Below are 14,089 nucleotides of genomic sequence, written 5' to 3'. Positions count from 1 at the left end.
TATTATGTGAACTTTTTTCAATTTTATTCCTGCGGTGAATCGGTTTCCTGGTTCAGACCCCGGATGATTGCTTTCTGCTGATTGTCTATATGGACCCGTATAAAGTCCAGAGCTTTGGTCTCATCTCCTGCCCGAAGAGCTTCACAGATAGAACGGTGTTCCTCCGCCAGAGTCCTGCGGACAGCAATGTCTTTCAGATACTCCACTCTGTAGCGGTACATCTGCTCCCGAAGATTGTTCAGCAGCTGGACCAGTCTCTGATTATTGGTGGCTTTATAGATGGTATCATGGAATTCCACATCTATTTCCGCCAGCTCTGTAAGATTTCCCGCCTCTATCTGAGCCTGAAATCTTCCCTCTATCTCCTCTAGTTTATCCAGTTCTTCTTTCGTGATCCGCTGGCAGGCCAGAGATACTGCCAGTACCTCCATACCCTTTCTCACTTCCAGCACATCATTCAAGTCCCTTTCTGTAATGGAGGCCACCTTTGCTCCCTTCCTGGGGGCCATGACCACCAAGCCTTCCAGCTCCAGTTTCCGGATAGCCTCCCGGATAGGCGTCCTGCTTACCCCCAGCTTATCCGCCAAAGCAATTTCCATAAGACGCTCTCCCGGCTTCAGCTCTCCTTTAAGGATTGCCGCCCGGAGGGTATTAAAGACTACATCCCTGAGAGGCAGATATTCATCCATATGCATTTCCAGCTCCATGCTTATTTCCTCCTTCCTCCATTGTTAAAAACTGTAGTCAAGAAAACCGTCTTTGCCAGATGGCTGGCCCGAAGTTCTTCACAGGCCTGCTCCGCCGTATTCTTATCATCAAAAAGGCCGAATACTGTAGGGCCGCTGCCGCTCATCATGGCATTTAAAGCCCCATGCTCCTTCATATGATCTTTGATTTCCTGGATTACAGGATACTTAGGTATGGTCACTGTTTCCAGAACATTTCCCATTAAATCGGCAATTTTATACAGATTGTGCCATTGAATGGCTTCCAGCATCTTATCAATATTGGGATGATACTCCAGCCTGTCTGCATGAAGGTTCTCATAGACATATTTTGTGGAAACGCTGATTCCCGGCTTTCCGATAAGTACATAGCAGCCGGGACAGGCAGGAAGAGACCTGAGCTTGTCTCCGATTCCTTCTGCCAGAGCAGTGCCTCTTAGCAGACAATAGGGAACATCTGCTCCTACCTTTACTCCTCTCTCCATCAGTTCCCTAACAGTAAGTCCCAGTCCAAACAGACGGTTTACTCCTATCATGGCAGCGGCAGCATCGGAGCTCCCTCCGGCCATACCTGCTGCAACAGGTATAAATTTCTGCAGTTCTACTGTAAGTCCCTGCTGAATATCGAATTCATCCATTAAGAGTTTTGCAGCCTTATATACCAGGTTATTTTCATTTGTGGGAATAAAAGGAAGGTTTGTAGAAATATGGATGCCCGGCTCCGGGCTTATTTCCATTTCCAGCTGATCATACATATTAATAGTCTGCATGATCATGCGCAGTTCATGATATCCGTCTTCTCTCTTTCCTAAAACATCCAGTCCCAGATTGATCTTGGCCAGCGCTCTCAATCTCATGATTTCTCCTCCCTCTGACTTCTGTATATTGTATCCTTTCTAATACATTCCATTCTATCTGAAATATCATTATTTTTCAACAGGTAAAGCAAATGAAGCTGTCGCATTAATCAAAAGTCGAGAATATTTATACATTTTCTTGCTCAGTCTGTGCTGCTTTGAGCCTATGGTCTCAAAGCTATGCTCGACAAATTCGCATAAAATGTATAAATATTCCTGACATATGACTAATGCGGCAGCCCCTTATTTTTCAGATATTTCTATCCCTCTACTTTTTTCATCAGGATCAATGTATCATAAGGTCGGACTTCCTGGTCCTCCAGATGGTTCAACTGGATAATGGTATCTATAGTGGTATAAAATTTCTTTGCAATGTCCCAGAGAGAATCCCCAGGCTGAACCTGGTATCCTACGATTCCCGGCATACTGCTCAGTTTCTCCCTATCCAGTTCCTTTTCCTCGATTCCCCGGATGATGCCTGTTCTTGTTCCTTTTAAAACCAGAGCGTTCAGATTAATGATGATCTTGGCTTCGATTTCATCACTGTCGATCATGGTAGTGGAAAGCTGCTCCAGATCCGTGCGGAGATGGTAGGTACAGTCCTGGGAAATGCCGGGGGCTTCTATCAGATGGGAGAAAGGTATCATAGTCTCCATAGAATAGAAGGGCATCTCATCATCGCTGATAATATACAAAATCCTTACCTGAACGATTCCCTCTACCAGGATTCCTTTATCTGTAATGCTGGTCTCATCAATCTTTACATTTCCGTCGCTGTGACAGATCTGAAGGATTTTTCCCTGGCTGTTCTCCGCCTTCACTCTGTCGCTGACCTTACACTTGGAAAAATTTTTCACCAGCAGACTTTCCAGCCGCTTTTCTTCCCGAAGGGCCTGGCAGTCTCTGGCCGGCGTATATACATCCAGAAGAAGGGATATTTCTTCCTCCTCATAAATATTCATCTCCAGATCCAGGACTACATCCACGCCAATCATCCGCTCTTCTCCATCTTCGTCCTGCTTTACCTTTAAATCGCTCTGGGCCATGGAAACTTCCACGTTGGGGATCATATCGTTATTACATCCCGGACACTCCAGTTCCTGATAGAAAGGAAGAGAATGTTCCAGCCACTGAAGAGAATTGTTGTCGTCATTTCCTCTATATAGAACAAAAACAAAAAGTTCTCCTTTTACCGCCACCTTATCCTGTTCTGTCCGTATGTCCAGTCCCCGGATTTCCACAGTATTCCAGAGGAGCTGGTAAATATCCGGCTTATTAGACGCCAGACTGATATCCTCCTTTATCCTCATAGTATCTTTTTTATGTACTGCCGTTCCCATGACGGAAAGGTCCTCTTTTTTCTGAGAGATATCCCCGTCTTCCACTCCTATAGGCAGTTCCGTCTCTCTTACTTCCTCTGCATAGGCGGTAAATGTTACCAGAGCCTTAATATTCAGCTTTCTGGAATTGATAAAATGTACTGTAAGGTCTTCTATTTCCCATTTTAGCTGGACCTTGTCGCCGTTTTCCAGTCCCTCCAGATTCAGATTTTCTCCCAGAGGGAGATTCCCCATAAGGCTTTCAATGTTCCGTTCTTCACTGTCGCTGACATAGAGCAGGAATACCTGGAGAGCCCCGGTAATATAAGCCTTTCCCTCGGTAATCTGGATGTCCTCAATCTGGATGTTTCCTTTCTTCTGTATCATCCTTCCCATATCGGGCTTTACATCCGGCACATTCATATCCTCGTCAAAGGTAATCTGGCTCACTGCCTGACACTTTCTCTCCAGCATATGCATTTTCTTTGTTATCAGCTCCACACTACTACCCCTTTTCTATTCAAAGATTACCGGCTCTTCCCGGTATTTCATCTTCACCACCAGGCAGGGATAGGAAGGCTCGTCTGTCAGCTCCTCCTCATCCTCAGGTCCCATAAGTACAGTCTTTATATGAATGGCATTCTCCCACAAAGACAGGTCCTCGATCTGGATGCTGTATCCTCCCGTTTCCTGTTTCCCATATCCCTTTAGCAAATAGAGATATCCCTGATCCTGATAAGTCATCTGGAACTCTTTTTCTTTATTTTCATTGATCAGTTCTTTTACTTTTTCCGGGAAATCTTCTTCCTTCATAACGGTGTATTCCGGTGTAACCCCGTCTCCTGCCCGGACCTTTTCAATGCTGCATCCTCCCAGGAAGCTGCAGAGGATTACAAAAACCAGGATTCCTGCTCCACATCTCCTCATATCTCCCGCCGCCTTCACTTTCTCAACCTTATCAGTAATTTATGCAGGATTTACCAAAAATATGCCTCTTTTTCCTTGCAGATTTTACAGAGATTCATTATAATGGTTCCATGATGACAGGCAGGGCAGGATTCATGCATCTTGATAAACGCTTTTTTATTTTTTGTCTTTTATATACCAGTTGGTATAGAAGGACTGCTGCTGACACTGTAAATTTTATGGAAAAGGATTGAATTATATGTTTCGTTTTATTATTATCTGTATTATTGTAGTAGGATATCTGATTCTGTCCATCCCCATTCTTTTCGGCGAATGGATAGTTGGAAAATCTGATCCGAGAAAAAAAGATATCAGTTCTCTCAGACTCATCCAGGCCGTATTCCGACTGATCCTGAAAGTAACCGGAGCTCATATTACGACCCTGGGCCATGAAAAGGTTCCAAAAGATCAGGCGGTCCTGTATATCGGGAACCACCGAAGTTATTTCGATATTCTCCTTACCTATGTCCTCTGTCCGGACACTACCGGCTACATTGCAAAAAAAGAAATGGAACCTATTCCTCTTCTGTCCAACTGGATGAAATATCTGCACTGTCTGTTTCTGGACCGGAAAGATATTGAAGAGGGGATGAAAACCATACTCACTGCCATTGAGGAAATTAAAAATGGCGTATCCATCTGTATCTTCCCCGAAGGTACCAGAAGCAGAAGCGAAAGCGAACTGGAAATGCTTCCCTTCCATGAAGGAAGTTTTAAGATCGCCACTAAGACCGGCTGTCCCATAATCCCTATCGCTATTCACAATTCTGCAGAGATCTTCGAGGCCCACTCACCTAAAATCCGGCCCTGTAAAGTGGTGGTAGAATACGGAGACCCAATCTACCCGGAACAGCTCTCAAAAGAGGAGAAAAAGCACCTTGGCAGCTATACCCAGAATATTATTCTGGAAATGCTCAAAAAAAATCAGACCGCATAATTCTGCGGTCTTTTTCTTTTGATTTCTTCTTTCTCCATACAGGAGACAAACTCCACATGTCTGTCCATCCAGCCTCCGATCCATCCGATTACCTTTCCCATAGTAAAAGCTGCCAGAACTGTTCCCACTCCCAGGCCTTTCAGATGACCCAGAAAAGTCCATGTCATAAAAACCGTTACAGCCAGACAAGACACATCAAAACATATCTTCACTTTTGAATATACAATACCTGTAATCTGGGAAAATTCTCTTGGAAACAGGTCTGTAGGAACAATGGGCATCTTACACCGGTTTGCCAGGGCGGCAGAGCGCCTGTGCATTGCTCAGCCCAGCCTCAGCCATGCCATCGGCCAGCTGGAAACAGAACTGGGCGTGCCCCTCTTTGAAAAAAACGGCAGAAACACTGTCCTCACTTCCTTTGGGGAAGAATTTTTAAACTGTGCGGAAAATGCTCTGCGAACCCTGGATTCTGGTGTGGAAAGCCTGAAACGCAGCGCCCAGGGGGCCGGTACCATACGCCTTGGTTTTCTCCGGGTATTGGGAATACAGTGGCTGCCCTCCCTGGCCCGCAAGTTTCTGGAAACCCAGAAGGACCTGGAAATCCATTTTGACTTTCATACAGGAATCACTGAGGAATTGCTGAACGGTCTGAAGGCCCGGCACTTCGATTTGGTCTTTTCTTCCTATCCCCCTGAGGACAAAGGCCTCCTCTGCGTTCCCGTAGTAAACCAGCAGCTGGTTCTGATCGTCCCTGCCAGCCATCCTCTGGCTGTATACGAAGAAGTGGAGCTGTCCCAGACTCTGGCCTATCCTTATATTTATTTTTCTCAGGGTTCAGGTGTGCGGTATGATGTAGACCGTCTCTTTGAGGAAGTAGGGGAAAAGCCCCGGATTTCTTACGAGACAGAAGAAGACCGGGTCATTGCCGGACTGACAGCTCAGAACTTCGGCATCTCTATTGTACCGGATATGGAACTTCTGGACCATCTGAGCCTGAAGAAAATAAAAATAAAAAATTCCACCGCCAAAAGGAGTATCTATATGGTCAGCAATGACCAGTTCTACACTCCTCCGGCAGTGGAAAACTTCCGAAGATTTATCCTTGAAGAGCTTCCAGGATCTTCCCAAACTCCATAAAGTGGGAAGCTTTCACCAGAACATTATCTCCCTTTTTCAAGATTTCAGGAAGGACTTCCAGCAGTTCCTCCTTAGAGTCAAAATGCCGGATTTCCTTTGCAGGAGCCGCAAGCCGGGCAGCCTCTGCCATATAAGCAGACAGGGGGCCTACGCAGAGGATCCTGTCAATATTTTTCGAGGCGGCATACACCCCTACCTCCCGGTGCATTTCCACCTGATCCTCTCCCAGCTCTCCCATATCTCCCAAAATAGCGGTCTTTTCTCCCAAGGCATCGGACAGAACATCCAGAGATGCTTTCATGGATACCGGATTTGCATTATAGCAGTCATCAATAATGGTATATCTGTCTGTATGGATAATATGGAATCTGCCGCTTACAGGCTGAAGGCTTTCGATACCCCGGCGGATTTCCTCATTGGAAAGCCCGTAGATCCTTCCCACTGCTGCTGCGGCCAGAGCATTATATACCATATGCTGTCCCGGAACAGGGATCAGCACTGAAAAGCTGTCTTCTCCAATATGTATCCGGCAGGAAATCCCCTTCAGTCCCTCAGGCTGCACCTGGTCTGCCCAGACTTCCCGGCCCTTTTCCAGGCCAAAGAACACTGGCTTAATGCCCTTTACTTCCTGCACTGTGACCAGTTTATCGTCATCTCCGTTTAAAACGATATGTCCATCTTCCCGAAGGAAGTCAAAGATTTCTGTCTTGGCCTTTAAAATTCCGTCTCTGGATTTGAGAAATTCCAGATGGCACAGACCGATATTGGTGATAACACAGGTATCCGGCCTTGCGATCTTGGCCAGCCGGTGCATCTCTCCAAAATCACTGATACCCATTTCCAACACTGCAATCTGGTGTTCATCTCGAAGGTTGAACACCGTAAGAGGCAGGCCCAGTTCGTTGTTAAAGTTCCCCTGGGTCTTCAATACCTGATATTTCTGAGAGAGAACAGAAGCGATCATCTCTTTGGTACTGGTCTTTCCCACACTGCCTGTAATGCCCACTACAGGGATTTTCAGTTGTTTCAGGTAATATTCTGCAATGTCTTTCACTGCCTGAAGGGAGGACTTTACCTGGATATACGGATAAGGTTTCTCCCCCAGATCTTTTTCTGTAAGTGTGGCCAGAGCGCCTCTTTCCATGACTCCTTCAATAAAATCATGGCCGTCTGCCCTGGCGCCTTTTATGGGAACGAAGAGTCCTCTCTCCTGGATTTTTCTGCTGTCTGTGGAAATCCCTTCTATTTCTCTGGTCTTGTCTTCCTCTGACCCTTTATAGATTCCCTGGCAGGCCTGGGCAATATGTTCTAATGTCAGGTTTTTCATCACCTGTTTCCCCCTTTATCGATATTTATTAAATGAAACCTCTATGAGCTTTTCGCAAAGCCGGGGATAGCTCATTCCGATAACTTTGGCTTCCTGGGGGATCAGGCTGGTAGGCGTCATGCCCGGCAGGGTGTTTGCCTCCAGACAATACATATTTCCCTCGTCGTCCATAATAAAGTCCAGTCTTGCATAGGCCTCCAGATGAAGGGCTTTATAGCCTTCTTCTGCGTATCTCTGCATCTCCTTGGTAAGTTCCACAGAAATCTCTGCAGGGCAGGTCTCTATGCAGGAGCCTTCCTGGTATTTATTCTTATAATCATAGAATCCTTCCAGAGGCGCGATCTCAATGACCGGATAGGCCTTTCCGTCTACCACTGCCACAGAAAACTCCCGGCCCTGGACAAACTGCTCCACAACCACTTCATTTTCATAAGAAAAGGCTTCAGCCAGTGCCAGTTCATATTCCTTCTGATCCTTTGCAATACATACTCCTACGCTGGAACCGCCGCAGCAGGGCTTTACGATCACTGGAAATTCCATGCCGTAGTCAGACAGCTTTGAAGTACAGGTTTTCTTCTCCAGAGTGATCCCCCTGGGAGTAGGAATGCCGGCTGCCTCAAAGACCATCTTAGTAATCCCCTTGTCCATTGCCATGGCGCTGCTGAGATGCCCTGAGCCGGTATAGGGAATTCCCATAAGGTCCAGCACAGACTGCACCTTTCCGTCCTCTCCGTTGGCTCCGTGAAGAGCCAGGAAGACAATGTCTGCTGCCCTGCAGATATCCAGTACATAAGGACCGAAGAATTCTTTCCGTGTCTTCATAGTCTCCTTAAGCAGCTTACTTTTTTCCTGCATCCAGGCAGCTTCTTTCTCAATATCATATTCTGTCGGAAACAGATCTTCTTCCATCTTTTCCCGGCCAAAATAGGCATCTAAAAGGATGGCTCTGTGGTTTCTCTCTCTGAGAGCCCCGCATACGCCTTTTCCGGAAACAATAGAGACTTCCCTCTCTGTACTGTTTCCCCCTGCTAAAACTACTATATTCATATCTGAACTCCTTCTGACCTGTTTTTTATTAATATACAACCACAGGTACGCCTTTTTCAATATTATTGTATATGGTGGCCGCATTTTCCGTAGGTGTGTTTACACATCCGTGGGAGCCGTTGTTAAGGTATATAGAACCGCCGAAACTGGACCTCCAGCTTGCATCATGGATACCTACATTAGCATAAAATGGCATCCAGTAAGATACTGGGGAATTATATCCTTCTCCAACCAATGTGGCATCTCTCTCTTTATACATAATGGCGTAGACTCCGGTTTTGGTATCCCATCCTTTATTATGGCATCCGGTGACTACATCTGTCTCCACGATCAGCTGGCCGTCTTTATAAAACCACATATGCTGCTGCTCCAGACTGATCTCCACATAGGTATTTCCAATATCATTGGTATCCCGGCAGTAGCCTGTGTAGGTATACTCCGGCTCTATGGTCTGAGACTGTCCGCTCTTGACAGCTTCTATAATCTTCGTTGTGGTATCGTTGGGAGCGATCAGCCAGCCGTAATCACCGCCGCTGACCGTAATGGTCTGTCCGGAAGATGCCTTAAACTCTCTGGAACTTCCAAAGGTATCGTATTCATACTGAAGCTGCTGTACATACTCTCTTACCTTTGTCCGGTCCAGGTCCACATTTCCCTCTTCATTGGTAGTCAGCCAGTCCTTCATCACATCTGCATTGATCACTTCCTGTCTATCGGAAAAGTCAATCGTAACAGTAACTGTAAGTAATTTATTTCCTTCATCTCTCTGCTTTGCAAGGTTTTCATCTGTGCTGAGAACGGAAGGTTCCACATAGCAGCCTGCCTGGTCCAGATCCAGAAGGGTCTCCCCGCTGTCAATGGCATTCTTCACCGCTTCTTTCACCTTGTCACTATCCAGAGCCGTACCCTGGGTTTCCTCAACAATCACATACTGTCCGTTCTGAACCTCCAGATGGGCGTCTACAGGCTGTACAACATTTTCTTCTTTAAAGCAGTCCAGAGCCTCAACTGCAGAATTCAAAGCATTTTCATCATAGGAAGTGGTAGCGGACATGGTATAGTCCTGCTGCCTTGCAAAGGCCAAAAACCAGGTGAAAGGATTCTGCTCCTCCTTCAGTTCCTGTATCTTGCCGTCACTTATGTATTCCATACTGATCTGTGATGCGCTGATGCTCTCACTTTTATCTCCCCGTTCCTTCAGAACCAGCTCATAGGAAGCAATCTGGCTCTTCATGTTGCTCTCAACTTCTTCTACTGTTTTTCCTGAGCAGTCCATGCCGTTTATTTCCGTTCCTGACAGAAAACGATTGGAATAGTAAAACACTCCTATGCCATAAGCAATGACCAGAAGCGCCACATATCCGATCAGAACGCCCAGTATGATTTTTTTCGTTTTTTTGTATTTTCCTTTCTTTGATTTCTTTTTTGCCATATTTCTTACCCCTTTTCAAAACTCGCACCTGCGTATCTGATATGCTGTTTCGTTTCAGTATAGCACAAAATTTCTTTCAGACCAACCCGTATCCCTGAGAATTCTCATGTTTCTTATATAATAATCGGCTAGGGAAGAGCCCTTCCCTAGCCGCTGCGATACTGCGGACAGCTCCAGGCAAAGCCTGCCGCTGTCCGCTGGCTGACATCATATTCTATTTTTCTTCCAGTATTTTATCAATACTTACCAGCTTCACGCTGAGGACAAAAATCTCTGTTGCAAGCTGCAGCTCTTCTAAGGATGGGAAGCTTGGAGCAATACGGATATTGCTGTCCTGTGGATCGATGCCATAAGGATAGGTAGCTCCGGCTTCTGTCATCTTCAGCCCTGCTTCTGCTGCCTTGGCCACAATCTTCTTTGCACATCCTTCCAGAGCATCGAAGGAAATGAAATAGCCGCCCATAGGTTTGGTCCAGGTTCCGATTTCTGCTCCTCCCAGCTCCTGCTCCAGAGTAGCCTCTACTGCTTCGAATTTCGGACGAAGGATTTCTGCATGTTTCTTCATATGTTTGTGCATGCCTACGATACCGCCGAAGAAACGTACATGGCGAAGCTGATTGATCTTGTCATGACCGATAGTCTGAACACTCATATGTTCTTTGATATCTGCCAGGTTTCTGGGTGAGGCAGCGATAGCCGCAATACCTGAACCAGGGAAGCTAACCTTGGAAGTAGATACAAATTTATAAACCATATCCGGATTTCCGGCTTTCTCGCACTCATCTAAAAGCTCCAGAAGGAAATCCTGATGTTCGTCATAAAGATGATGGATGCAGTAAGCGTTATCCCAGAAAATACGGAAATCTTCTGCTGCAGGCTTCAGTCTTGCAAATCTCTTTACGGTATCTGCAGAATAAGTGATGCCCTGAGGATTGGAATATTTGGGCACACACCAGATTCCCTTAATGGCCGGGTCAGAACTTACCAGTTCCTCTACGATGTCCATATCCGGACCTGTTGGAGTCATAGGCACATTGATCATCTCGATACCAAAATACTCTGTGATCCGGAAATGACGGTCATATCCCGGAACAGGGCACAGAAATTTTACCTTATCCAGTTTGCACCAGGGAGTGCTGCCGCAGACACCGTGGGTCATGGAACGGGATACTGTATCAAACATAACGTTCAGACTGGAATTTCCGAAAATAATAATATGTTCCGGAGCTACTTCTGTCATTTCTCCCAGCAGTCTTCTGGCTTCGGGAATGCCTTCCGGAAGTCCGTAGTTACGGCAGTCGATACCTGTTTCGCACTTTAATTTATCTGTGCTCTTCAGTTCTTCCAGCATTCCCATAGACAGGTTCAGCTGTTCCTTACAGGGTTTTCCCCTGGACATGTCAAGGTTTAACCCCTTGGCTTTCACTTCTTCAAACTGTTTTTCTAACTCGCCTTTCATGGCCTGTAACTGTTCTTTGCTAAGCTCTCTGTACGGTGTCATGGTTCTCCTCCTGGTATTATTTTGAATCTCACTGTTTCCTATTGTATCCGGCATATGATACAGTGTCAAGCCTTTCTTGCATTTTCGTAGTTTTTTACCGGAAAAACAACGGTTATTTTATTTTTATATGCAATTTCACTTTCTCTATCCTGCAAAAATTCACTGATTCTTATGAAATCCCAGAAGTTTTCCCGGCAGAAGGAGCAGCTCATGAAATACCAGAGGCAGAGCAGAGATCCCCAAAAGGAGCTGCCATTCTCCCACAGAAAGTCTCTGAGTGCCGAAAGCCTCTACCAGCCATGGCACCTCCGTAACCAATACCTGTAGGAAAATCCCCAGGAAAAAGGCCAGTATCATGAAAGGGTTCTCCAGATGGTTCATCCGGAATATAGACTTTTCCCTGTCCCGCATTCCCCAGGCGTGAAAAAGCTGTGACACTCCCAGTACAGTAAAAGCGTAGGTCTGGCCGCCCAGGTAAAATGCATAGAGGGTAATACATCCTATAAGGATTCCGTAGAAAACAGTAAAGGCCCAGCCTCCATGGGCAAAAATCCCCTCTTTCGGGTCCCGTGTTTTTTTGCTCATAAGGGCTTTGGGATCGTTTTTATCCACCCCTAAAGCCAGAGCCGGAAGAGAATCTGTGATCAGGTTCACCCAGAGAATATGACTGGCTTTCAAAGGTGCAGGAAGTCCCAGAAGTACTGCGGCAAACATAGTCAGGATTTCGCCAAAGTTAGAGGAGAGGAGAAAAAGGATCGCTTTTTTAATATTTACATAAATACTCCTTCCTTCTTCCATCGCCTTTTCTATAGTAGCAAAATTGTCATCTGTCAGAATCATATCCGCTGCATTCTTCGCCACATCTGTTCCATTTTTCCCCATGGCAATACCGATATCCGCAGCCTGGAGAGAGGGTGCGTCGTTTACACCGTCTCCAGTCATAGCCACAATCTGTCCGGCTTCCTGAAACCCTTTGACAATTTTTACCTTATGGGCAGGGGTCACTCTGGCAAATACCCGGATATTCCGGATTTTTCTGCGGAAAGCCTCCTGGCTCATTCTGTCAATTTCCGCTCCGGTCATACACTGCTCTACAGAATCCGCTATGCCAATCTTTCTGGCAATAGCAAAGGCAGTATCCTTGTAATCTCCTGTGATCATAGCTACCTTTACACCTGCTTTTTTCAAAATCTTCACAGAAGAGACCGCTTCTTTTCTGGGCGGGTCTATCATCCCTGCCATTCCTCCAAAGACAAGGCCCCTCATCAGAGCTGACTCTGTTTTCTCTTCTGCTCTTTCCCGGTAGGCCAGTGCCAGGATACGCAGCCCTTCCTTTGCCATACTCTCCATAGCCAGGCGGATTTTCATCTTCCGAGCCTGAGTCATAGGCTCCCGGCTGTCTCTAAGCTGAACATAATCACATTTTTCCAGAAGGTAATCACAGGCTCCCTTTACATAGACAGTCTCATGACCGCTGTCCTTATGTACACTTATCATATATTTTTTTTCTGAATCAAAAGGAATTTCAAAGGTCCTGGGATACTGTTCCAGAAGTCTTTCCCGGTCATAGCCCATGTCCTGCCCCATATGGAGCAGAGCCAGTTCTGTGGCATCTCCGATTTCCTGCCTGCCCAGCATACTGTTGTTGCACAGAAGGAACCCTTCCATCAGTCTGGGGAATTCCCTTTTCCGAACTTTGGAAACCGGCAGGATCATATCATTAGCATAAATTTCTGCCACTCTCATATGGTTTTCCGTAAGAGTTCCTGTCTTATCAGAGCACACCACTCCTACGGAGCCCAGGGTTTCCACTGCAGGCAGCTTCCTTATAATAGTATTTACCTTTACCATCCTTCCTACTCCCAGGGCAAGGACAATGGTCACTACTGCCGGAAGGCCCTCAGGAATAGCAGCTACTGCCAGTGAGATAGCCAGAAGAAGCATCTGGAGCATATCTCTGTGCTGAAACAGTCCCAGGATAAACAAAGCCAGGCAGAATCCTACTGCAGTGATGCTGAGGATTTTTCCCAGATCTCCCAGCCTCTTTTGCAAAGGTGTAGGTTCTGCCGTAACCTCGTTGATCATATGGGCGATTTTTCCAAGTTCTGTGTCCATTCCCACCGCAGTAACAATGCCCTCGCCCCTTCCCTTCATGATTTGAGAGGACATATAGGCCATATTCCGCCTTTCTGCCACAGGAAGGTCCTGGGGCAGCGGTCTTGAAGTTTTCAGCACAGGAAGGGACTCCCCGGTAAGGGCAGACTCGTCTGCCGACAGTCCCCTCACACTGATGAGCCGGATATCCGCCGGCACCTGGTCTCCGGCCTCTACCTTTACCAGGTCTCCCTGTACCAGCTGGGACGCAGGAATTTTCCGGTACATGCCTTCTCTCTTTACAAGAGCCTCAGGGGCCGTAATCTTTTTCAGGGCTTCCATGGCCTTTACTGCCTTCCCCTCCTGGATCACTCCTATAGCCGTGTTCAGAAAGATTACCGCCAGTATGATCCCTGTATCGCTGAATTCTCTTAAAAGCATAGAGATAGCCGCTGCCACAAACAAGATAAAGATCATAGGATCATTAATCTGCTCCTGGACCATATCCCAGAGAGTCTTTTCCTTTCCTTTTTTCAGTACATTCTCTCCCTGGCTTTCTAACCGTTTTCCGGCCTCCTCCTGGGTCAGTCCGGTTTTTGTATCTGTATGGAGGATTTCACAGATCTCTTTCTCTTTTAACGTTTCATACATAGCACACCTCCCGGATGTGAGACAGCGATTGTCTGCTAACTCAGTGTATGCGTGAAAAACAGAGAAAAGACTTAAAATTCAATAGCCGGTTGCCTG

12 protein-coding genes are annotated in these 14,089 nt (G+C 46.4%); 2 read left to right on the top strand and 10 right to left on the bottom strand.

The window, feature by feature from the left end:
• Nucleotides 1-23: 23 nt before the first annotated feature.
• From B5G00_RS10450 to B5G00_RS10435, 4 genes are all read right to left on the bottom strand, one after another.
• Nucleotides 24-707 carry a GntR family transcriptional regulator gene (locus B5G00_RS10450; protein ID WP_087272550.1) on the bottom strand — a complete coding sequence of 228 codons (684 nt, stop codon included), beginning with the start codon at nt 705-707 and terminating at the stop codon, nt 24-26.
• Nucleotides 708-709: 2 nt separating this feature from the next.
• On the bottom strand, nt 710-1,582 hold the full coding sequence (ispE, locus tag B5G00_RS10445; protein WP_087272548.1) for a 4-(cytidine 5'-diphospho)-2-C-methyl-D-erythritol kinase: 873 nt from the start codon (nt 1,580-1,582) through the stop codon (nt 710-712).
• 260 nt (nt 1,583-1,842) lie between these two features.
• Complete coding sequence (locus B5G00_RS10440) at nt 1,843-3,402, bottom strand: DUF3794 and LysM peptidoglycan-binding domain-containing protein (RefSeq protein ID WP_087272545.1); 1,560 nt, start codon at nt 3,400-3,402, stop codon at nt 1,843-1,845.
• A gap of 15 nt (nt 3,403-3,417) precedes the next feature.
• Nucleotides 3,418-3,828: a protease complex subunit PrcB family protein gene (locus tag B5G00_RS10435; protein WP_087272541.1), complete on the bottom strand. Its 411-nt coding sequence runs from the start codon at nt 3,826-3,828 to the stop codon at nt 3,418-3,420.
• A 238-nt stretch (nt 3,829-4,066) separates the two neighbouring features.
• On the opposite strand from B5G00_RS10435, the gene B5G00_RS10425 reads away from it, so the two are divergent.
• Nucleotides 4,067-4,804, top strand: a complete 738-nt coding sequence (locus tag B5G00_RS10425; protein ID WP_087272535.1) for a lysophospholipid acyltransferase family protein — start codon at nt 4,067-4,069, stop codon at nt 4,802-4,804.
• Here B5G00_RS10425 and B5G00_RS10420 read toward each other — a convergent pair.
• Nucleotides 4,792-5,085: a DUF6198 family protein gene (locus B5G00_RS10420; protein ID WP_087272532.1), complete on the bottom strand. Its 294-nt coding sequence runs from the start codon at nt 5,083-5,085 to the stop codon at nt 4,792-4,794. The two genes, B5G00_RS10425 and B5G00_RS10420, sit on opposite strands and share 13 nt — an antisense overlap.
• Between B5G00_RS10420 and B5G00_RS10415 the strand changes: the two genes are divergently transcribed.
• On the top strand, nt 5,078-5,941 hold the full coding sequence (locus tag B5G00_RS10415; protein WP_087272528.1) for a LysR family transcriptional regulator: 864 nt from the start codon (nt 5,078-5,080) through the stop codon (nt 5,939-5,941). The genes B5G00_RS10420 and B5G00_RS10415 overlap by 8 nt on opposite strands.
• Here the strand turns inward: B5G00_RS10415 and B5G00_RS10410 are convergent.
• The 5 genes from B5G00_RS10410 to B5G00_RS10390 form a co-directional block, all read right to left on the bottom strand.
• Nucleotides 5,901-7,268 (bottom strand): UDP-N-acetylmuramoyl-tripeptide--D-alanyl-D-alanine ligase, encoded by a 1,368-nt coding sequence (locus B5G00_RS10410; RefSeq protein ID WP_087272525.1) that lies wholly within the window; start codon nt 7,266-7,268, stop codon nt 5,901-5,903. The two genes, B5G00_RS10415 and B5G00_RS10410, sit on opposite strands and share 41 nt — an antisense overlap.
• A gap of 15 nt (nt 7,269-7,283) precedes the next feature.
• Complete coding sequence (locus B5G00_RS10405; RefSeq protein ID WP_087272522.1) at nt 7,284-8,315, bottom strand: D-alanine--D-alanine ligase family protein; 1,032 nt, start codon at nt 8,313-8,315, stop codon at nt 7,284-7,286.
• A 28-nt stretch (nt 8,316-8,343) separates the two neighbouring features.
• Nucleotides 8,344-9,747 (bottom strand): L,D-transpeptidase family protein, encoded by a 1,404-nt coding sequence (locus tag B5G00_RS10400; protein WP_087272517.1) that lies wholly within the window; start codon nt 9,745-9,747, stop codon nt 8,344-8,346.
• A gap of 214 nt (nt 9,748-9,961) precedes the next feature.
• Nucleotides 9,962-11,248: an aminotransferase class I/II-fold pyridoxal phosphate-dependent enzyme gene (locus tag B5G00_RS10395; RefSeq protein WP_087272513.1), complete on the bottom strand. Its 1,287-nt coding sequence runs from the start codon at nt 11,246-11,248 to the stop codon at nt 9,962-9,964.
• A 159-nt stretch (nt 11,249-11,407) separates the two neighbouring features.
• Nucleotides 11,408-13,993: a cation-translocating P-type ATPase gene (locus B5G00_RS10390; RefSeq protein ID WP_087272510.1), complete on the bottom strand. Its 2,586-nt coding sequence runs from the start codon at nt 13,991-13,993 to the stop codon at nt 11,408-11,410.
• Between the last annotated feature and the right edge of the window lie 96 nt (nt 13,994-14,089).

The sequence above is a fragment of the Blautia sp. An46 genome, assembly GCF_002161645.1.
Classification (GTDB): Bacteria; Bacillota; Clostridia; order Lachnospirales; family Lachnospiraceae; genus Blautia; species Blautia ornithocaccae.
Note: the sequence above shows the minus strand (reverse complement) of the source record. Positions and strands in the feature narration are given on the sequence as shown.